General features: G+C 67.2%; 19 protein-coding genes, 2 tRNA genes, 1 other RNA gene and 1 pseudogene. 10 read left to right on the forward strand and 13 right to left on the reverse strand.

Going from position 1 to position 19,982, the window contains the following annotated elements; all coding sequences use genetic code 11:
* Positions 1–59 precede the first annotated feature (59 nt).
* The 3 genes from BM287_RS04750 to BM287_RS04760 all read right to left on the reverse strand — a co-directional run bounded on the left by BM287_RS04750 (position 60) and on the right by BM287_RS04760 (position 2,543).
* A tRNA-Leu gene (locus BM287_RS04750) sits at positions 60–141 on the reverse strand.
* Positions 142–177: 36 nt separating this feature from the next.
* Entirely contained in the window at positions 178–1,215 is a 1,038-nt protein-coding gene (locus BM287_RS04755; RefSeq protein ID WP_090036466.1) for an LLM class flavin-dependent oxidoreductase, read from the reverse strand.
* Between the two features lie 62 nt (positions 1,216–1,277).
* On the reverse strand, positions 1,278–2,543 hold the full coding sequence (locus BM287_RS04760) for an MFS transporter (RefSeq protein WP_090036468.1): 1,266 nt from the start codon (positions 2,541–2,543) through the stop codon (positions 1,278–1,280).
* Positions 2,544–2,619: 76 nt separating this feature from the next.
* On the opposite strand from BM287_RS04760, the gene prfB reads away from it, so the two are divergent.
* The 4 genes from prfB (at position 2,620) to smpB (ending at position 6,391) form a co-directional block, all read left to right on the forward strand.
* Positions 2,620–3,738, forward strand: a complete 1,119-nt coding sequence (gene prfB / locus BM287_RS04765; protein ID WP_090036469.1) for a peptide chain release factor 2 — start codon at positions 2,620–2,622, stop codon at positions 3,736–3,738.
* 138 nt (positions 3,739–3,876) lie between these two features.
* On the forward strand, positions 3,877–4,923 hold the full coding sequence (gene ftsE / locus BM287_RS04770; protein WP_090036472.1) for a cell division ATP-binding protein FtsE: 1,047 nt from the start codon (positions 3,877–3,879) through the stop codon (positions 4,921–4,923).
* Positions 4,920–5,825 carry a permease-like cell division protein FtsX gene (gene ftsX / locus BM287_RS04775; RefSeq protein WP_090036474.1) on the forward strand — a complete coding sequence of 302 codons (906 nt, stop codon included), beginning with the start codon at positions 4,920–4,922 and terminating at the stop codon, positions 5,823–5,825. Before ftsE ends, ftsX begins: the two co-directional genes overlap by 4 nt.
* Before the next feature lie 89 nt (positions 5,826–5,914).
* Positions 5,915–6,391 carry an SsrA-binding protein SmpB gene (gene smpB, locus BM287_RS04780; RefSeq protein WP_090036476.1) on the forward strand — a complete coding sequence of 159 codons (477 nt, stop codon included), beginning with the start codon at positions 5,915–5,917 and terminating at the stop codon, positions 6,389–6,391.
* Between the two features lie 353 nt (positions 6,392–6,744).
* On the opposite strand, the gene BM287_RS04785 is transcribed toward smpB, so the two are convergent.
* Both BM287_RS04785 and BM287_RS04790 read right to left on the reverse strand, forming a co-directional pair.
* Positions 6,745–7,299, reverse strand: a complete 555-nt coding sequence (locus BM287_RS04785) for a hypothetical protein (protein ID WP_090036477.1) — start codon at positions 7,297–7,299, stop codon at positions 6,745–6,747.
* Positions 7,296–8,759: a C2 family cysteine protease gene (locus tag BM287_RS04790; protein WP_244527886.1), complete on the reverse strand. Its 1,464-nt coding sequence runs from the start codon at positions 8,757–8,759 to the stop codon at positions 7,296–7,298. Before BM287_RS04790 ends, BM287_RS04785 begins: the two co-directional genes overlap by 4 nt.
* A 360-nt stretch (positions 8,760–9,119) precedes the next feature.
* Here BM287_RS04790 and BM287_RS04795 point away from each other — a divergent pair, with 360 nt between their 5' ends.
* From BM287_RS04795 to ssrA, 3 genes are all read left to right on the forward strand, one after another.
* The gene (locus tag BM287_RS04795) at positions 9,120–9,860 is read left to right on the forward strand and encodes a tyrosine-protein phosphatase (protein ID WP_090036480.1); all 741 of its coding nucleotides are present in this window, start codon (positions 9,120–9,122) and stop codon (positions 9,858–9,860) included.
* A gap of 72 nt (positions 9,861–9,932) precedes the next feature.
* The gene (locus tag BM287_RS04800; RefSeq protein ID WP_090036481.1) at positions 9,933–10,688 is read left to right on the forward strand and encodes a DUF5666 domain-containing protein; all 756 of its coding nucleotides are present in this window, start codon (positions 9,933–9,935) and stop codon (positions 10,686–10,688) included.
* 286 nt (positions 10,689–10,974) lie between these two features.
* Positions 10,975–11,369, forward strand: a transfer-messenger RNA (tmRNA) gene (gene ssrA, locus BM287_RS04805).
* A gap of 372 nt (positions 11,370–11,741) precedes the next feature.
* On the opposite strand, the gene BM287_RS04810 is transcribed toward ssrA, so the two are convergent.
* From BM287_RS04810 to BM287_RS04830, 5 genes are all read right to left on the reverse strand, one after another.
* Positions 11,742–12,605 (reverse strand): ZIP family metal transporter, encoded by an 864-nt coding sequence (locus BM287_RS04810; RefSeq protein WP_090036484.1) that lies wholly within the window; start codon positions 12,603–12,605, stop codon positions 11,742–11,744.
* A gap of 124 nt (positions 12,606–12,729) precedes the next feature.
* A complete protein-coding gene (locus BM287_RS04815; RefSeq protein WP_090036486.1) occupies positions 12,730–13,743 on the reverse strand; it encodes an adenosine deaminase in 1,014 nt (337 codons plus the stop codon).
* Between the two features lie 116 nt (positions 13,744–13,859).
* On the reverse strand, positions 13,860–14,840 hold the full coding sequence (locus BM287_RS04820) for an NAD(P)H-quinone oxidoreductase (protein ID WP_090036488.1): 981 nt from the start codon (positions 14,838–14,840) through the stop codon (positions 13,860–13,862).
* On the reverse strand, positions 14,840–16,093 hold the full coding sequence (locus tag BM287_RS04825; protein ID WP_090036490.1) for an ABC transporter permease: 1,254 nt from the start codon (positions 16,091–16,093) through the stop codon (positions 14,840–14,842). Before BM287_RS04825 ends, BM287_RS04820 begins: the two co-directional genes overlap by 1 nt.
* A 3-nt stretch (positions 16,094–16,096) precedes the next feature.
* Positions 16,097–17,029: an ABC transporter ATP-binding protein gene (locus tag BM287_RS04830; RefSeq protein ID WP_090036491.1), complete on the reverse strand. Its 933-nt coding sequence runs from the start codon at positions 17,027–17,029 to the stop codon at positions 16,097–16,099.
* A 101-nt stretch (positions 17,030–17,130) separates the two neighbouring features.
* Between BM287_RS04830 and BM287_RS04835 the strand changes: the two genes are divergently transcribed.
* Positions 17,131–17,478, forward strand: a complete 348-nt coding sequence (locus BM287_RS04835; protein WP_090036493.1) for an ArsR/SmtB family transcription factor — start codon at positions 17,131–17,133, stop codon at positions 17,476–17,478.
* Positions 17,479–17,509: 31 nt separating this feature from the next.
* Here the strand turns inward: BM287_RS04835 and BM287_RS04840 are convergent, their stop codons facing one another.
* Positions 17,510–18,310: an inositol monophosphatase family protein gene (locus BM287_RS04840; RefSeq protein ID WP_090036495.1), complete on the reverse strand. Its 801-nt coding sequence runs from the start codon at positions 18,308–18,310 to the stop codon at positions 17,510–17,512.
* A gap of 60 nt (positions 18,311–18,370) precedes the next feature.
* On the opposite strand from BM287_RS04840, the gene BM287_RS04845 reads away from it, so the two are divergent.
* Complete coding sequence (locus tag BM287_RS04845; protein WP_090036496.1) at positions 18,371–18,715, forward strand: hypothetical protein; 345 nt, start codon at positions 18,371–18,373, stop codon at positions 18,713–18,715.
* Between the two features lie 18 nt (positions 18,716–18,733).
* On the opposite strand, the gene BM287_RS04850 is transcribed toward BM287_RS04845, so the two are convergent.
* Positions 18,734–19,102, reverse strand: a complete 369-nt coding sequence (locus tag BM287_RS04850) for a DUF7882 family protein (RefSeq protein WP_244527888.1) — start codon at positions 19,100–19,102, stop codon at positions 18,734–18,736.
* Between the two features lie 356 nt (positions 19,103–19,458).
* On the opposite strand from BM287_RS04850, the gene BM287_RS04855 reads away from it, so the two are divergent.
* Positions 19,459–19,534, forward strand: a tRNA-Lys gene (locus BM287_RS04855).
* A 134-nt stretch (positions 19,535–19,668) separates the two neighbouring features.
* Here BM287_RS04855 and BM287_RS17475 read toward each other — a convergent pair.
* Positions 19,669–19,982 (reverse strand): annotated as a pseudogene (locus tag BM287_RS17475) (IS256 family transposase); the annotation flags it as partial.

Here is a 19,982-nt window from a genome sequence, read left to right on the forward strand (position 1 = left end):
ATTCGTCACGAATGTGCACTTACCCGCGGCGAAACGCGACATTCGTCACGAATCGTGAGTGCGGGAGAAGGGACTCGAACCCTCACGCTGTGAAGCACAGGAACCTAAATCCTGCGTGTCTGCCAGTTTCACCACTCCCGCGCTGCGCTCTGAGCTGTGCGCGGCTACGACCCTAGCTCATCCCATCAGTTCGCGGACGCGCGGGGCGACCTCCGTGCCGTACAGCTCGATCGAGCGCATCAGGTCCTCGTGAGGGAGGGTGCCGTTGCTCATCTTGAGGTCGAAGCGCGAAGCGCCGAGGCCGTCCGCCGCGTACGCGATCTTCTGAGCGACCGTCTCCGGCGAGCCCACGACCAGTGCGCCGTCCGGCCCGGCCTCGTGCTCGAAGCGCGCGCGGGATGCGGGCGGCCAGCCGCGCTCGCGCCCGATCCGGTTGCTCATCACCTCGTAATGCGGCCAGAGCGTGTCCTTGGCCTCCTGGTCCGTCTCGGCGACGAAGCCGGGGGAGTGGATGCCGATCGGCAGCGTCGTCTCCTGTCCGAACTGCTCGAGAGCGTTCCGGTAGAGCTGGGCCAGGGGTTCGAACCGCATCGGACCGCCGCCGATGATGGCGAGCATGAGCGAGAAGCCGTAGTGCGCGGCGCGGACGACCGACTCGGGGCTTCCGCCGACCCCGATCCACGTCTTCAGGAGGCCGTGCTCGAGGTGCGGATAGACCGGCTGCCCGGTGAGCGGTGGCCGCAATTCGCCTGTCCAGGTCACCGGCTCCTGCTTGCGCACCTCGGCGAACAGGTTCAGCTTCTCCTCGAAGAGCTCCTCGTACTGGGCGAGGTCGAACCCGAACAGCGGGAAGGACTCGATGAAGGATCCGCGCCCGAGGATGACCTCCGCGCGGCCGCCCGAGACGCCATCGAGGGTGGCGAACCGCTGGAAGACGCGAACGGGATCGTCCGAGCTGAGCACGGTCACCGCCGAGCCGAGGTGGATGCGCTCCGTCTGCCCGGCGATCGCCGCCAGGACGACCTCGGGCGCGGACACGGCGAAGTCCGTGCGGTGGTGCTCGCCCACGCCGAAGAAGTCGAGGCCCACCCGGTCGGCCAGCACCCCTTCGGCCACCACGTTGCGCAGCACCTGCGCCTGCGGAAGCGGCTTTCCGTCCGCACCCAGCGTCACGTCGCCGAACGTGTCCATCCCCAGCTCGATCGTCCCGGTCATCTCATCCTCGATTCATGCGTCTGCATGGAAGCAAGCGCCGCCGGTCCGAGGGTATTCCTCGCTCAGGCCGGGCGGGGCCTGCGGGGCACGTAGCGCGGGATGTAGCGGGCCAGCATCGCCGCGCCGGCGAGTCCGAGCAGGCCCATGGCCCCGCTCGCGAACGAGAGGGACACCAGGGCCGTGAGCAGCGACACGAACAGCGGAGCGGCCGCTTGCCCGGCGTCGGCGGAGAACCGCCACGCGCCGAGGAAGGGCGCCGGGCGGTCCTTCGGGGCCAGATCCGCCCCGAGGGTCATCACGATGCCGGAGCCGATGCCGTTGGCGACCGAGAGGAACAGCGATACGCCGATGTACCAGGCGATGCGCGCATCCACGTCGTGCGAGAAGGCGAGTACCACGAAGCCGAGGCCCAGGCCGATCATGGAGGGGATGGCACTCCACATGCGGCCGAACCGGTCCATGATCTGGCCGCTCGCATAGAAGAGGGCGAAGTCCACCGCGCCGGCGATGCCGATGATCAGTGCCGTGTTGGACTCGCTCAGGCCGATGGAGACGGCCCACAGCGGCATGAGCACCGTGCGCGCCGAGCGTACGGCGGCGACCAGCGAGACGCCCGCGCCCATCCGCATCAGGACCTCGCGGAAGGACCAGATCGTGCGGAAGAGACCGTGAGTGCGCTCTTCCGCGTCCTCTTCGCCGGCCGTCACCTGCGCGCCGGTCTCGTCGGTGACCAGCGGCGAGGGGCCGAACATCTTCTCGGGGTCGGGCAGGGCGAGCAGCACGATCACGGAGCCGAGGCAGCTGACGATGAAGATCCAGAACACCGACTGGGTGGATCCGGTCCCCGCGATCACCGCGGAGGCGATCAGCGGCCCGATGAACCAGCCGCCGCGGAAGATCCCGCCGAGCGTCGACAGCGCCCGCGCCCGGTAGCGGGCCGGGACGTAGGAGGTCATGAACGCGTGGCGGGCGAGTGCGAAGACGGCCGTCGCGATGCCGACCACGAAGATCCCGCCCATCAGCACCCAGTAGTTGGGAGCGAGGAGGCAGATCACGACGCCCCCGATCGCGATGACCGCCGCACCGATCATCGAGGTGCGTTCGCCGACGCGTGACACGATCCATCCACTCGGGATGTCGCCGACCAGCTCGCCCAGCATCACCATCGAGGCGATGAAGCCGGCCATCGCAAGGCCGGCACCGAGGTTGCCGGCGGCGACGGGGATGATCGGGATGATCGCGCCCTCCCCGATGGAGAAGAGGAGCGTGGGGAGGAAGGCGGCGAGGGCGACCGAGCGGAAACTGAAGGGGCGCTCGTCGGAAGTCATCTCGTTAACACCGTACAACTTTGTCGCGGCGCCCCCGTCCGCCCGCTCGGCACGGGCCGGTAGGCTGGAGCGCGACATGATCGAACTCGACCTCTCCTCTCAGATCGCCGACCTCCGTTCCACCTTCGCCGATATCACGGCGGTGGTCGGCGTCGACCGGCTGCGCGCCGAGATCGCGGATCTCAGCGAGAAGGCCGGCGCGCCGGATCTCTGGGACGACACCGTCAACGCCCAGAAGGTGACGAGCGCCCTGAGTCACCGCCAGTCCGAGCTGGCGCGCATCACCGCCATCCAGCGGCGACTGGACGACCTGGAGGTGCTGGTCGAGCTGGCCAACGAGGCCGAGGACGAGGAGTCGGCCGCCGAAGCGCGCGCCGAGCTCGCGTCCCTCCAGAGCGCCCTCGGCGAGCTCGAGGTGCAGACGCTGCTCAGCGGCGAGTACGACGAGCGAGCAGCCATCGTCACCATCCGCTCGGGCGCCGGCGGCGACGACGCCACCGACTTCGCCGAGATGCTGCTGCGCATGTACCTGCGCTGGGCGGAGCGGCACAAGTACCCGGTGAAGGTGATGGACACGTCCTACGCGGAGGGCGCCGGCATCAAGTCCGCCACCTTCGAGGTGGATGCGCCCTATGCCTTCGGGACGCTCTCCGTCGAGGCCGGAACGCACCGCCTGGCCCGCATCAGCCCGTTCGGCTCGGCGGACAAGCGCCAGACGTCGTTCGCCGCCGTCGAGGTCATCCCGCTGATGGAGGAGGCGACCGAGGTCGACGTTCCGGAGGGGGACATCCGTGTCGACGTCTTCCGTTCCTCCGGCCCCGGCGGTCAGTCGGTCAACACGACCGATTCGGCTGTGCGGATCACGCACCTTCCGACCGGGCTCGTGGTCTCCATGCAGAACGAGAAGTCCCAGATCCAGAACCGCGCCGCGGCCATGCGCGTCCTCCAGACCCGGCTCCTGCTGCTCCAGAAAGAGGAGGAGGCTGCCAAGAAGAAGGAGCTCGCCGGGACGATCACGGCGAGCTGGGGCGACCAGATGCGCTCCTACTTCCTGTACGGGCAGCAGCTCGTGAAGGATCTGCGCACGAGTTTCGAGTCCGGCAACCCGAGCGCGGTGTTCGACGGCGACCTCGACGGCTTCATCGCCGCAGGGATCCGCTGGCGGGCGGGCAACAAGGCCGAGGCCAACGCGTAGGACGACCCTCGCCGCACCGGGCGGCTCATAGCCCGGATGCGGATCACGCGCACCCCGCATCCGGCTGACTGTCAGCTTGACCGCAACGGGCATGTCGTTGCTGCGGATCGGCCTGGGACTGCATAGTCTCAAGGGGTCATGATCCGGTTCGAACACGTATCCAAGCAGTATCCGGGCACAGCGCGCCCGGCACTGAACGGCATCAACCTCGAAGTGCTGCGCGGAGAGTTCGTCTTTCTCGTCGGCGCCTCGGGTTCCGGCAAGTCCAGCTGCCTGCGGCTCATCCTCAAAGAGGAGAAGCCGACCAAGGGCACGATCCACGTGCTCGGGCAGGACCTGGGCACGATCTCGTCGCGCAAGGTGCCGTACTTCCGCCGCAACATCGGCGTCGTCTTCCAGGACTTCCGCCTGCTGCCGAACAAGACCGTGTTCCAGAACGTCGCGTTCACCCTGCAGGTGATCGGCAAGTCCCGCGGCTTCATCCAGGAAGCGGTCCCGGATGTGCTGAAGATGGTCGGGCTCGACGGCAAGGCCCAGCGCCTCCCGCACGAGCTCTCCGGCGGTGAGCAGCAGCGCGTCGCGATCGCACGAGCGGTCGTGAACAAGCCGCAGGTCCTCCTCGCCGACGAGCCGACCGGAAACCTCGACCCCGCGACGAGCGCCGGCATCATGGCGGTGCTGGAGCGCATCAACGCGGGTGGCACCACGGTTCTGATGGCCACGCACGAAGCCGGCATCGTCGATCAGATGAAGCGCCGCGTGATCGAGCTCGTCGGCGGCCAGATCGTCCGGGACGAGCGCCACGGAGGCTACGGCTTCACCGCCGCCGTCCCGATCGCTCAGCCGCTCGAACGGGATGAGCCGGTCTCGGCGGCGACTCCCGCCTACGCTGCGGCGATGCCCGCAGCCCCAGCCCCGGCGGCGCCGGTCGCGCCCGCGCAGGCGCCGATGTCGCGCCCGCACTCGCCCACCTCCACGCCGGCAGCGCCGGTAGCCGTACCGCAGCAGGCTCCCGCTCCCCAGCAGGCTCCCGCGCCCGTGCAGTTCGCGACCGCGCCCGTCCCTCCGGCACCTGCGTCGGAGGAACTGCCGGAGCACCTCAACTTCACCGCCAACCTCGACCTGCGCGGCCTCCGCGAGGGCTCCGAGCGCGATGACGACCAGAATGTGGGGCCGACGAAATGAGGTTCGGGCTCATCTGGTCCGAGGTCGGAAACGGCCTCCGCCGCAACCTGTCGATGGTCATCTCGGTCGTCCTCGTCACGTTCATCTCGCTGACCTTCGTCGGTACCGCCGCCCTCCTGCAGATGCAGATCGGCCAGATGAAGACGTACTGGTACGACCGGGCTCAGGTCGTCGTGTACATGTGCACCGAGACCGACAACTGCCCGGGCGGTGCGGCGACCACCCAATCCATCGAGGCGGTGAAGAAGCAGCTGCAGTCGCCGGAGCTCTCGCCGTACATCAAAAAGTTCTACTTCCAGGACCACCAGCAGGCCTACGAGCAGTTCAAGCAGGAGTTCAAGGGGAGCCAGATCGCGGACTTCGTCACGCCGGAGATGATCTCGCAGACCTTCTGGGTGAACCTCAAGAACCCGAATCAGTCGGCCGTCCTCACCGAGACACTCTCCGGCACCCCGGGTGTGCAGAGCGTGGTGGATCAGCGCAGCTACCTGGACCAGATCTTCAACATCCTGAACGCCGCCAGTCTGACGGCGATCGGCATAGCGGTGGTGATGCTGATCGCGGCGGTGCTCCTCATCGCCACCACCATCCGGCTCTCGGCTTTCTCGCGAAGACGGGAGATCGGGATCATGCGCCTGGTGGGAGCGTCCAACCGCTTCATCCAGACGCCGTTCATCATCGAGGGCGTGATCGCGGCGCTCGTCGGGTCGATCCTCGCGTCGACGGTGATCGCGCTCGGCGTGCGCTTCTTCGTGCACGACTATCTGGGCCCGCGCATGAAGTCCATCAACTTCGTCGGGATGGAACAAGCCTGGCTGGTGATCCCGCTCGTGATCGTGGTCGGGGTGGTGCTCGCGGCTGCGTCGGCGAACTTCGCGATCAAACGCTATCTGAAGGTCTGACCCCGAAGAGATCCGACAGCGGATAGACTGGTCTGCTGCCCGGCGAACCCGCCGGAGTGCAGGTCCAGTGCCGACGTCAGGAGTGAGCTGTGCCGAAGGAACGTGGTCAGAAGGTCGTGGCCACCAATCGCCGAGCGCGCCACGACTACACGATCGAGGACACCTACGAAGCGGGCCTGGTGCTCACCGGGACCGAAGTGAAGTCCCTGCGGCTCGGCAGGGCTTCGCTGGTGGACGGCTACGCGTTCGTCGACGGCGGTGAGGCGTGGCTGGATGCCGTCCACATTCCCGAGTACGCCGACGGCACCTGGAACAACCACGCCCCGCGGCGCAAGCGGAAGCTGCTGTTGCACAAGGCGCAGATCGTCAAGATCGAGAACAAGGTGAAGCAGGGCGGGTACACGATCGTCCCGCTCTCGATCTACTTCAACGAGGGACGCGCCAAGGTCGAGATCGCTGTCGCCAAGGGCAAGCGCGAGTACGACAAGCGGCAGGCGCTACGCGAGCGGCAGGACCAGCGCGAGGCGCAGCGCGCGATGTCCACCCGCGGCCACTTGGGGGAGTGAGAGCCCGAGGGAGTACCGGCTTCCCCGTGCCAACGTGATGAAGCGGGAACTGCTGGCGCGCCTCGAGGGGGAGAAGGCGGAGCGCGTCCGGGAGGCGAGTGTGTCGGCTGCGACCTCGAGCGGTCTTCCCTCGTAGTGGTGTCAGTCGATCAAGTCTGTGCGGCCACTGATGTACGTCGTGACGTGACGTGGCGGTCGGCTGTCATATCCGGCCGCAGGTCGGCTGCTTGGAAGTAGTCGCTGAGGTTGCCTGGGGCGGTTTGCCGGCGATGTGTACGGTGCCGATGGGGTTGGCACAGATGTGGTCCTTCAACCTTTGCAGCCATCCGGGGTATTCGCGTGTTGGCGGGTATTCATTGTGGTGGTCCGGGCCCGTAATCCGTTGGTGGGCAGTGGATGTGGGATTCATCGAAGGTGACGTTCAAGTACGCTCGCCGGTACTGGAGAATGGGCGAGTCCCAGACCTGGAGGACTTTCACGGTGGCGGGTCCGAACCGGTAGCTGTGACCCACCTTCGCCATCACGTCGAAAACCGTGCGGCTGCCCCAGGAGTTTGTATCGTGGCCGTCGGTAATCGGTTTGTATCTACCATCGGCCGGATCGATCCACGACGTGAGACGGAATCGGAGTCGGAACGAGTCGGCGGTCCAGTTCCACGACCCTCGGGTTCCCACGCCGACTCGACATCCGTTGACGACTTTGGACGAGGTGAAGTGTTCATCTGGTGGAACGTTGGGATACTCCGACCGTCCAAAGTCTCCGGTGACGACGTTGTTCGTTCCGGCGGGTTTGGGTGGTGGGACGAGGAAGGCGTTGATGATGATCGCGGTCGCGATGAGCGCGGCGATCGCGCTTGCGGTGATGGTGAGCACGCGCCGGCGCAGTGAGCTTGAGGGGTGACTGGTCATCGGATGGGTGCTCCGATGTTGATGTAGAAGCCGGCATGGGACAATTCGTCGAAGGTCAGGTGCAGGTACTCCGGCTTAAAGGCGCCACTGTAGTCAGCGTCGTGTCCCCAGGGGTTGCGAAGGGTGATGGTGCCGTCCGCGCTGACGTTGGTGATGGTGTATTGGTGCCAGTCGACCATGTCGTCGCGATCGCTGATGTAGGTGGTGACGGTGACCGGCCGGCCATCGGTCAGATCCTTCCGCAGGTCGGGGAGTTGGTAGCCGGGAAAGAGCCAGTCGGTGAACGGGTCACGTGGTGTGACCCAACGTGCCCGGTCCCCGGTCAGGGTGGCCATCGCGCCGCCGGACCCGAAGTTCTCGTTCACGACCGACCAGCCACCTGTGAGGTTGTCGTACGAGCCCGCATCCGGCAATGCTGCGCGGGCCTTCTCGAAGATCGACGCCCAGTTCGGATCCTTCTTTCCCAAACCATTCCAAACCCCGTTTCCGGCCGCCCCATTGTCACCCTCGGGGAAGTAGTCGGTGACGGTGACTTTGACGGGCTTGCCGTCGATGTAGAGGGTGACGGTGTAGGTGCCGTTGGGGTTGGCGTGGATGTGGTCCTTCAACCATTTCTGACCTTCCGGCGTGTTCGCGTAGGCGGCGAGGGTGCCGAGCCACCAGCAGTCGTTCACGTCTCCTTGGTTGATGTCTTCGGGGGAGTACCTGCCGGTGAGATCTATTCCGGACCACTTCTTCCAGTCGGTCCCGTTGAGGAGTCCGGGTTCGAGTTGGGGGAAGTTGTTGTGCAGCCAGTCCACGTCGCCGCGCTTTGCGCCGCTGAACAGCCAGGAGGCGAGCCCGTACCGGTCGGTTCCCATCGCGGACAGGAGGTCTGAGAATCGGTCCCGCTCTTGGGGGGTCATCCGTTTGAGCAGGTCGACCACATCCTGCGGGCTGTAGCCCTGCTTCTTCGCCCACGCGATCCATTCGGCGGGAGTGGCTCCGCGCAGGAATTGCATCGTGAGCTCCTTGAGAAGCTCCTCACTCGAACGCTTCGTCTTCGAGTCGGCGGGTCTCGCGGTCGATGGTGCTGCGGTGCGGGTCTGCTGCTTGAACAGTCCACGGGTGTCCGACTCGAACATCTGCAACGCCCGGACCCGGCCCTCCAGGTCGTTCACATCGCGCTCGAGCTGATCCAGGACCAGGTCCAACCGGCGGTTGACCTCGTGCAGGGCATCGCTGACCCCGGGGATTGCGGCCATCCCCGCGGCCGCCGACCGGTTGAAGTCGATCATCCGCTGGGTCGCGTCCCGTTGGATGCGCGAGGCGGTTAGCTGAATGTTCAGCTCGTCCTCCTTCAACACACCCAACGGAGCCACCTTCGCATCCGCATACGCGTACCGGTCAAGATCCGCCTGGATCGCGTCGAGCTTGCCGATCTCCGCCGTGAGCCGCGGAGAGATCCCCTGCGAGAACAACGCCCCGACGGCTGTGTACGCCTTCCCAGACAGCTGTCCGCCGGGAGCGACGGCAACTCCAAGCCGGGCACACGCCTGCCTTGTCGCATCCAGCCTCGAACGCGCCGCGGCAAGATTCGCTGACAACGCATCCATCACACGGCGCGAATCGCTCGGATCGTAAACCAACCCTGCCATCGAACACCCCTTCTCGCAGGAACACCGGCAATTGTGCTGCAACACTGAATTGAAACACACATCGGTGTGTGGAGTGTAATAATAACAGGGCCCGAGAGCATCCACCGCTCTCGGGCGACGGCAGCTTCGTGGAGAGTCAGCCCGAGTCGAAGTGCCATGGCGCGGGAGTGACAGACTAGCCGCATGGATTCGACCGCTCAGCGCATCCCGATCGCCGGTACCTACAACTTCCGGGATGTCGGCGGGTATCCGGTCGACGGCGGCGTGACTCGCCCGGGCAAGCTGTTCCGGGCGGACGCCCTCGGACGGCTCGGTCAGGAAGGTCGCCAGGGGTTGCGCGAGCTGGGGATCCGCATCGTCATCGACCTCCGCGACGACTTCGAGGTCGAGGCGCTGCCGGATGACCTGGATGGGCTGGATGTGGACGTGCTGCGGCTTCCCGTCTTCGAGGGCTCCGGCGCGTCCGCGTCGAGCATCGGGTCGACCATCGTCGACCTCTACGAGAAGATCGTCTTCCAGCACACCGAGGTGGTCGTCCGGGCGCTGCGGCAGATCGCCGACACCGGCGACGTACCCGTCGTCGTGCACTGCACGGCGGGCAAGGATCGCACGGGCATCGTCGTCGCGCTGGCTCTGCTGGCCGTCGGCGTCGACCGCGAGACCGTTCTCGCCGACTACGAGCTCAGTGAAGAGAACCTGGCCGGCCCCTGGATCGAGGGGATGCTCGCGCTCGTCCGGGGCTACGGGGTCCAGGTGACGCCGGATCTCCGCGTCATCCTGGGTGGGAGCCCGAGGGAGGCGCTGGAGACGACCATCGACCGGATCGAGCGGCGCGCGGGCAGCGTCCGGGCCTATCTGCTCAACGCCGGACTCGACGAGTTCGAGCTCGTCCGGTTGCGATCGGTGCTCGTAGCACCGGCCTGATGGGTCTGCATTCTCACGGGACGCATAACGACCTCCCAGCCGGGACAAGGGTCCCGGCGGTTCCATAAGAGGATGAGCGACACCCAGCCCACTGAACCGCTTCCGTCGGAGCCCGGCCGAACGCCACCGGGGCCGTATGCTGGGGCGCCGGACGGCGCGGGGCCGCATGGCACTGCGCAGTACGGCGCGGCGCCGGGCGGCTCGGCGCCGGGCGGCTCGGCGTCCTACGGCGCGGCGCCCGGCGGTCCTGGGCCGTACGGGCCCGGGGGCTACCGGCCCGTGCCGGGCGAGCCGTTCTACAAGCGGCACGGGCTCGCTTTCGCCATCTCCACACTCGTCCTCTCGATCGTCGTCGTCCTCGGGATCGTGACGGCCGGCGCCTTCGCCGTGGCCAGCGTCGTCGCGCACGTCGGAGAGCGGACCATCTCGCACATCCTCCCGCCCGGACACGGCGGGGCGCCCATGCCCGGGCAGCCCGGGAAGGGCAATGGCAACGGCGGAGGCGGCGGCGGAGGCGGCGGCCAGAACGGCGGCGGGACCCAGCAGGGACGCGTCCTGCTGCGCGGCACCATCGCATCCATCTCGGGTGACACCTGGACCATCGACCGGCAGAACGGAGGATCCGTGGAGGTGACGGTCTCGTCCTCGACGATCTTCGGCACGCCCGGCCAATCGGCCTCGAAGTCCGACTTCGCGCAGGGCGACGAGGTCATCGTCATCGGGAAGGGCGCCGACGGCTCGGTGACCGCTTCGCGCATCCTGAAACTCGCCGCGTTCCCGACCCGGCCGCCCTCGACGCCCGGATCGCCCGCAACGCCGGGGTCCTAGCCGGCTCGTTCGTTCGACGGCTGGCGTGCCGTCAGCTCGCGGCGAAGTCTGCCACCGCGCCTCGGTCAGCGACCAGATCACGCAAACTCGCTCGTGAGCGAGAGGGGCTGCTGTGTTGTGAGCGCGCGTGCCCGGGACGGTGATGATCCTCTCAGCCGTTCCTCGATCGTGACATAAAGGTCCGCTCGGCGGTGTTGTAAGATGAGAAGCTCGCCGCCTCGTGGCGGGATCCGTATCTGGACAACTCAACAGCGCGCGACAGCGACCCGGCCTCACGGCCGCTCATGGGGATGATCGGTTTCGACATTGTCTGCGAGATTGTGAGAAGCGGGTCGAGGACGCATGGTTATCTCGTTAACGATCCATGCAAAAAAATAAGTGCCAATAACAACAGCACTGTCTCGGCCAAGGCCGACTTCGCCCTCGCGGCGTAAGTTCACCTCCGCCATTTGAGAGACCGTCAGTCCGGGAATCGTTCCCTACCCGGATCCTGGCGTCAGCTAGGGGACTTGCTTCTGCGTTGAGCATCAGGGCGCAGAGGGACTTCCACTGATACTGGGCCCGTCGGAGTAGATGCCAGCGACAAATTCCGGGGCCGAGAAAGCGAATGCACTGGCTACGCCCGTAGAAGGCACATGACCACAGCAGTGGACGGGGGTTCGATTCCCCCCATCTCCACCATCGGTCGCTGTCGCGCGTTGTTGAGCTCCAGAACGATGCAGCCGCTTGTGCTCCGCCCCTGTTGGAGTGCACATTCGTGACGAATGTTGCCTCGGAGGGCGTTGGAGTGCACATTCGTGACGAATGTTGCCTGGCAGGGTGTTGGAGTGCACATTCGTGACGAATGTTGCCTGGCAGGGAGGGGGAGTGCACATTCGTGACGAATGTTGCCTGGCAGGGAGGGGGAGTGCACATTCGTGACGAATGTTGCCTAACAGCGCCGCGGAGTGCACATTCGTGACGAATGTTGCCTAACAGCGCCGCGGAGTGCACATTCGTCACGAATGTTGCCTAACAGCGCCGCGGAGTGCACATTCGTGACGAATGTTGCCGTCAGGCTCCCGCAGCGGTGACGATGGCGTCGGTGAGGAAGCCGGCGAGGAGGCCGCCGAAGATGCACCAGGCGACCAGGGTCTTCATGCCTGTTCGGCGGGCGACGGCGAGAAGTTCGATGACGACGTAGAGGATCGATCCGGCGGCAAGGCCGAGGAAGCCGATCGAGACGATGTCGCTGCTGAACGACTGACCGACGATCGTGCCGACGAAGGTCGGTCCGCCGCCGATCACGCCGAGCAGGGCGAGGTAGCCCCACGACGGGCGCGTCCCGCTGAGCGGCGCCACGATGCCGAACCCTTCTGTCGCGTTGTGGAGGCCGAAGCCGATGACCAGGAGGACGGCGAAGGCGAGTTGGCCTTGAGCGGCCGAGGTGCCGATGGCAAGACCTTCAGCGAAGTTGTGGAGACCGATCCCGATCGCGATCGTCAGGGCGAGGCGGCGGGCACCGACGGCGTGCTCCGTAGAGGGGGGCGCGGCCAGAGCGATCCCGGCTGACCCGGGCGGGCTGATGGGCGTACCGCCGTGGGTGGCCGCGGCGATGGGGGATGCCTGGGCGACCGCGCGACGACGCAGGTGACGGTCGACGTAGACGAGGCTGAGCAGTCCGACGCCGATGCACACCGCCATGAGCACGCCGTTCACGAGCGCGCTGCCGATGTCGTGCTTGTGCAGGGCACCGTCGACCGGCTCCCACGCCTGCGAGAGCACATCCCAGAGCAGGAAGAGCAGGATCCCCGTGGCGATGGCGTTCAGAGCAGCCTTCAGCCCGACGGTGCTCGACTTCACACGGCCCAGCGGCAGCCCCAAGAAGATGGTGAGGCCGGCGACCGCGCCGAGCAAGACGACGCTGAGGGGGGACATGCATCTCCTAGGTGGTGTGGCGTGAGGGATGGCGAGGGCTGCGAAAACAGCACCTCCTAAGGTAAGCCTGCCCTAACTGTGAATGGGCTGGCAACCGAAGCGTAACGACGCGCAAACGCGGCTGTCAGGGCCGCCACTCGTCGAGTCCGGCGAGCAGCTCCTCCTTGCGGGCGGCCGTGGCGAACGAAGACTCGATGGACGTGCGGGCGAAGCGCCGCGCCTGGTCCGCGGTGAGGCTCAGCGCATCCCGGACGGCCGTGAAGTTCTGGCCCGCGTAGCCGCCGAAATAGGCGGGATCGTCGGAGTTGACGGTGACCCGGACTCCCGCCGCGTCCAGTCGCAGCAGCGGGTGGTCCCGAAGGTCGGGGGTCGCCTGCAGGCGCACGTTCGAGAGAGGGCAGACGGTGAGCGGGATGCGCTCCTCGGCCAGTCGCGCGACCAGCGCCGGGTCTTCGATCGATCGGATGCCGTGATCGATCCGTTCGGCGTGGAGCAGGTCCAGGGCCTCGCAGACGTACGACGGCGGACCCTCCTCGCCGGCGTGCGCGACGACATGCAGGCCGGCCGCGCGGGCCCGCGCGTAGACGCCTTCGAAGAGCGACGGCGGGTAGCCGACCTCTGCGGAGTCGAGCCCGACCCCGATGATGCGATCGGTTCGGGCGAGGCCCGCGGTGAGGGCCTCCTCGGCGGACGGGACCGGCTGGTCGCGCAGGAAGCACAGGATGAGGCCGCCGGACATCCCGAGGTCGCGCTGGGCCTCGTCCAGGGCATCGCCGAGGCCGTCGACCACGTCGTCGAACGCGACCCCGCGTGACGTGTGCGCCTGCGGGTCGAAGAACAACTCGGCGTGGCGGACCCCCTGCGCGTGCGCACGGCGCAGGTAGCGCCGGGTCAGCTCGGCGAAGTCCTCCCGGGTCCGGAGCACGGCCATGGTCGCGTAGTAGAGGTTCAGGAACGACTGCAGATCGTCGAAGTCGTACTGTGCCGACAGCTCCTCGACGGTCGCGTACGGCAGGCCGACGCCGTTGCGCTCGGCGAGCTCGAAGGCCAGCTCCGCCTCGAGCGTGCCCTCGATGTGGAGGTGCAGTTCGGCCTTCGGCAGAGCGAGGAGGGCGGCGTCGGAGAGGTCGTCGGTCATGCTCACGATCCTCTCATCGGTCGAGGACGCCGCCGTGCACGCACCGAGCGATCGCCCGCCGCGCCCGGCGGGATCGCCCGTCGCCCCCGGCGGGATCGCCCGGCCAGTGGATGCGCTCAGCCGACGCGCAGCAGGATCTTCCCGCGGTGGGAGGACGACTCCATCCGCCGATGGGCGGCCGGCGCATCCTCGAGGGGGAACACCGAGTCGATGACCGGATGGATGCGTCCCTCGGCCAGGAGCTGCCAGACATGCTCGCGGACCGCCGCGATGATCGCGACCCGCTCAGTCAGCGGGCGAGCGCGGAGCGTCGTCCCGAACAGCGTCGCCCGCTTGCGCATCAGCAGGCCCAGGTCGACGGACGCGGGCGTCCGGTCGCGTGTGGCGATGCACAGGATGCGGCCGCCGGTCGCCAGCACATCGAGGTCGCGGGGGATGTAGGCGCCCCCCACGATGTCGAGCACCACATCCACCCCGCGCCCGCCGGTGAAGGCGCGTGCGGCCTCCACGAAGTCCTGCGTCGTGTAGTTCACCGCCGCGTCCGCGCCGACCTCGCGGCAGAAGTCGGCCTTGTCGTCGCTGCCGGCGGTCGCGATGACCTGAGCGCCGAACGCGCGACCGAGCTGGATGGCCATCGTCCCGATGCCGCTGGAGCCGCCGTGCACGAGGAGTGCCTCTCCGGCCGACAGCCGGCCCAGGCCGAAGACGTTGGACCACACGGTCGCTGCGACCTCCGGGAGTCCCGCCGCCTCGACGAGATCCACACCGTCGGGAACCGGCAGGACGAGCCCGGCGTCGACCGTCGCGTACTCGGCGTAGCCCCCGCCGGAGAGCAGCGCGCAGACGCGGTCGCCGGCCCTCCATTCCTGGACGTCGGCGCCGACCGCATCCACGATGCCCGACACCTCGAGACCCGGCCACTCCGGCGCACCGGGCGGGGAGGGGTAGAAGCCGCGACGCTGGCTGAGGTCCGCGCCGTTGAGACCCGCGGCGGTGACCCGGATGCGCACCTCGTGCTCTGCGGGCACCGGGTCGGGGCGCTCGGCGAGCGTCAGAACCTCGGCGTCACCGGGTTGCGGCACCACGACCGCGCGCATCAGGAGAGCCCCATCGGCTGCGGCTCCGCTTTCTCCGGGCGCCGGCCGAGCACATCCCGGATCTTGACCTTGCTGGAGTACTCGATCGAGCCGTATCGGAACAGGCGCACCGCGATCCGCAGCACGACGACCGACAACACGAAGAGCTCGACGATGATGACGATCGCCTGCCAGAGCGGCAGCGAGCCGAATGCATTGAGGATGAGCGCGGTGATCGGTGCGGTGAACGGGAAGAAGGCCAGCACCTGCACGATCGGCGACTGGGGCGAGCTGATCGCGAAGCCGGACGCGTACAGCGGGATGATGACCGCGAACACGACGACCGAGAACAGCGGAGCCGCATCCTTCGCCGTGGGCATGATCGCGCCGACGGCCACGAGCGCGCCGGTGAACAGCGCGAAGCCGCCGATGAGGATCAGCGTGCCGACGATCATCTTCTGCGGCTCGAAGACCAGGGTGCTCAGGTCGAGGCTCGGGATCTGCAGCTGTTCGCGGAAGAACACGTACCCGATCAGCGTCGGAAGCGCGAAGACCGCGATCTGGATGATGCCGACGGCGAACAGCGAGATCACCTTGCCGATCAGGAGGTTCGTCGGATTGATCGTCGTCAGGATCATCTCCGTGACGCGGTTCTCCTTCTCCTCCAGGGTGGAGTTCAGCATCTGGTTGCCGAGGAAGACGATGACGATGAAGAACGCGGCCAGGAACAGCAGCGCCGGCAGGATCGCGGCGAACCCGGGCGCCGGCTTGCCGTCCTTGAACGTGGTCGTCGCGGTGGTGACCGTGCCGCGCAGCACCGCGACGTCCGTCGGATTGCCCAGGCGATGCTCGACGCTGGTGGACAGGAGGGACTGGGCGACCGCCGAGTACTTGCTGTTCTGGAAGATGCCGGCATCTTCGCCGAAGATCTTCACGGTCTGTTTGGCGGGGTCGGCAGGGTAGGCGAAATAGGCGGGCGTCCCGCCGATCTGCACCTCCTCCACTCCCTCGGCCTCCGATCGGATCTCGGTGCCGCCGTACTCCTTGGCGATCGCCGGATCGATGAGGCCGGAGGCATCCGAGTAGAGGAACTCGAAGCGTTCGTTCTTCTGCTTGTCGGCGGTCTGCGTCGTCGAGACGTTCGAGGCGATGATCAGCGAGCCGAGGCCGAACACCAGGATCGGCAGGATGAGCGTGATCGCCCAGAACCGCCTCTTGGTGACGGTGCGCCGGAACTCGAACGACACGACGGTGCTCAGGTTGTGACGGGCCATGGCTCAGTCCTCCTCGCGGCTCTCTGCTCCGTAGACCTCGACGAAGATGTCGTCGAGGGATTTGCGGGTCGGCGCGAAGCGGGAGACCTCGACGCCCGCATCCACGAGGCTCCGCAGGATCGCGGCCGGATCGCCTCCGTCGGCCGGCTCGAGCTCGGCGTGGCCGTCGTCGTCGGAGAGGACGCGGTAGGCGGGGGAGCCGGGGAGGTCGCCGCCGTGGTCGACGTGGATGACCGTGCCCCCGAACTGCTCCTGCACCTCCTCCACGGTCCCGTAGGCCCGGGCCACGCCGTCCTTCAGCAGGATGACGCGGTCGCAGAGGCGCTCCACCTCCTCCATCTGGTGGGTCACCATCATGACGGTGGATCCGGCGCGCTTCTGGTCGTCGATGATGTCCATGAGCAGGCGCCGGTTGACCGGGTCGAAGCCCTTGGTCGGCTCGTCGAGGATGAGGAGCTCCGGCTCGTTCATGATCGTCACGCCGAGCTGCACCTTCTGCTGCTGGCCGCCGGAGAGCTTGTCGAGGCGCACCTTCTCCTTCTCGCCGATGCCGACGCGTTCGAGGTATTCGCGTGACCACCGCCGCGACTGCTCCGCGCCGAGCCCTTTGAGCCGGCCGAAGTAGACCATCACATCGATCACGGATTCCTTCTTGTACAGCCCGCGCTCCTCGGGGAGATAGCCGAGACGCTCACCGGCTTCCGGGCTGAACGGGCGGCCGTCGATGTGGAGGACGCCGGCGGTCGGCTGGTAGATGCCGAGCAGGGCGCGGATCGTGGTCGTCTTGCCCGAGCCGTTGCTCCCGAGGAAGCCGAACGTCTCGCCGCGCTCGATGCCGAAGGACAGGTCGCGGATCACGGTGGTGCGGCCGAAGTCCATGCGGAAATTGGCGATGTGGACCAGCGGCTCCGAGGTCGTGGGGGTGGATGCGCTCACCGGAGTCAGCCTAGGGGCAGCGGGTGACATCCCGGGCTTGACCGGCCGAAGTGGCCGCGTCTATTGTTCAATAGCTACGTTGATAAAGAGGCGGTTTGGGCATGACGGACGCGGTGGATGATCGGCTCGACCGCGCGTTCCAGGCGCTGGCCGATCCCGTGCGCCGTGCGATGATCGCCCGCCTCAGCCGGGGACCGGCGACCGTGAACGAGCTGGCCGAGCCGTTCCCGATCACGACGCAGGCGGTGTCGCGGCACATCCAGGTGCTCGAGCAGGCCGGTCTCGTCACCCGCACCCGCGAGGCGCAGCGCCGGCCGGTGCACCTCGACGCCGGCGCGCTCGAAGAGCTGACCGCTTGGATCGATCGCTACCGGCTCGTCCACGAGCAGAGCTTCCGTGCCTTGGATGCGGTGCTCGGCGAACTCGGCGGCTCCGGCCACGAGGGCTGAGCGCCGCGGGAACCGACTCGGCGGAGATCTCCTACGCGAGTGCTTCGAGCAGGGCGGGATGGAGCAGGCCGTTCGAAGCCAGCGACGACCCGTTGCCCGGCCCGGGGGTGCCATCGACGGACGTGAACGTGCCCCCGGCCTCCTGGACGATCGGGATGAGCGCCGCGAGGTCGTAGGTCTTCACGCCGAACTCGCCCACCGCATCCAGAAGACCCTCCGCCAGCAGCATGTACGACCACATGTCGCCGTAAGCCCGGTCGCGCCAGATGCGCCGGGTGAGCGCGATGAGCCGGTCGAGGTAGCCGGCCTGATCCCATTGGGCGATGCTCTGGAAGCTCACCGATGCGTCGTCGAGCTCGGCGACGCCGGACACCCGGATGCTGCGCGGCTCGGCGCCGGGCGCATCCGTCGTCCAGGCCCCACCACCGGACACCGCCCACCAGCGGCGGCCGAGGGCGGGGGAGCTGACGACGCCGACTCGCGGCGTACCGTCGACGGCCAGCGCGATCAGTGTTCCCCACACTGGGACGCCCCGCAGGTAGTTCGCCGTTCCGTCGATCGGATCGACGATCCACTGCCGTGCCGAGTCGCCCTCGACGCCGTACTCCTCGCCGAGGATGCCGTCGGCCGGCCGATCCGCCGCGAGCCCTTCGCGGATCGCGCGCTCGACCGCCAAGTCGGCCTCGGTGACGGGGGAGCGGTCCGGTTTCGTCTCGACGTGGAGGTCGCGGTCGCGGAAGCTGCCCAGCGAGATGCGGTCCGCCTCGTCGGCCAGGCGCAGGGCGAGAGCCAGGTCGTCGGACAGAGAGCTGGGCGCTGCGGATTCGGTCACAGCGTCGAGCCTAGCGGGGCGGGCTTGGCAGGCGGGCGTCCCGAGGGTACCTGTGGAGGCATGCGAAGAATCGTCTACGCGGGCAGCACGTTCTACACCGGAGACACTCTGGCGGAGACACTGCTCGAGTACGCGCGGGCGCTGGCTCGGCACGGTATCGCGGACACCGTGTTCGTCCCCGGGCGCACGACGCAAGGGGACTACGACCGCGTGGAGCTGCTCCTGGGGCCCGCCAGCCAGATCGTCAGCGAACCGGTGGAGCTGATGGGAGCCGAACTCGAGGATGCGGACCTCGTCGCCCACCTTCAGGAGTTGACCGAGCAACTGGCTCCTCGCAAGCCGCAGACCGAGTCGGCTGAGGAGGCAGACGAGACCGACGCGCGCGACTACGACGAGCGCCTCTGACCGGAAGCCGGCTGGGGTTCACCGGGTGCGAACGACCACTCCCATCGGGACGGGTGCGGCCACCGGACCGAGACGCGCCGGACGCTCCGTCAGTTCGCCGTCCTCACCCATCACGACGAGGCCGTGCGAACTCGCGGCCGAATCGGCGAGCCGCTCCACCCAATCCCGGTTGATCGCCGGCACGCGCGACCCGTCGAATTTGAAGTAGATCGGGATGCTCGGGTCCAGCCAGATGGTGCTGCGGCCGTCTCCGACCTCCGGTGCGTCCCTCCACGACATCGCGAAGGACTCCCTCCGGCGCAGCTTGTTGACGATCACGATCTGCAGGTGGGCCAGCAGCCGGTCGTCGAACTCGATCACGATCGAGTCGTACGTCAGGGTTCCCATGCGCTACCTCCTCGGGCTGCGCGGTTCTTCTGCCAGTGTGAACCTCTTCGTGCACGAAAGACATGTCTGCGCAAGAGATTGCAGTGGTGAATCGGGCCGCCGGCGCAGGTCGTGCAGGTACCGGGCTGCGTCGTCCTCATCTCGCGCCTCGCCGGCTGCACGCTGTTCGGTCCGCCGGTACGCCCGGTCCGCCTGGTGCGCTGGCCGCCGTTCCGATCTCAGAGCGCATCATCCTGATCACTTGAGAAGTCGTCAGGCCGCGGAAGGGTCCGGCCCGATCGGGAGCCTCCGCCGATTGGCGACAACCGCAGATCGGATGCTAGTGTTGAGCCTCGGTTCGGGAATCCGGACCGGATGCGCCTCTAGCTCAATCGGCAGAGCAATTGACTCTTAATCAATGGGTTCAGGGTTCAAGTCCCTGGGGGCGCACCACACACCGCGAGGTGGCGAGAAGCCCCCGATTCCTTGGAAACACTGGGATCGGGGGCTTCTTCGGGTTCGTGGGTAGGTGCGCGATAAGGCCCTTTGCGGCTTATAGGCCAAAAAGAGTGGATGGTGTGGGCGTGTCAGCTGTGGCCGGCCCAGCCTGATCGTGTCCAGAGGCCTTCTTCGGGGTTGAGGCCGGTGTCGTAGAGGGCTGGGCCGATGGGTTCGTCGTTGGCGCTGGTTGGTGGTGCTTGTTGTGGGATGTGGGCGTGTTTGTGGGCGTGGTCGATGGTGGTCTCGTGGAGGAGCAGGAACCATTCCACTGCTCGGCGGCGGTGGTGGATGGGCATGCCGCGGTGGTGTCGGAGCAGGTGCCGGATTTGGCTGTTGAGGCCTTCTAGGGGTGAGGTGGCGCGGGGGTTGCCGTGTTCGAGGTTGGTGAAGATGTGGCCGG

The organism is Leifsonia sp. CL147 (assembly GCF_900114565.1).
GTDB lineage: Bacteria > Actinomycetota > Actinomycetes > Actinomycetales > Microbacteriaceae > Leifsonia.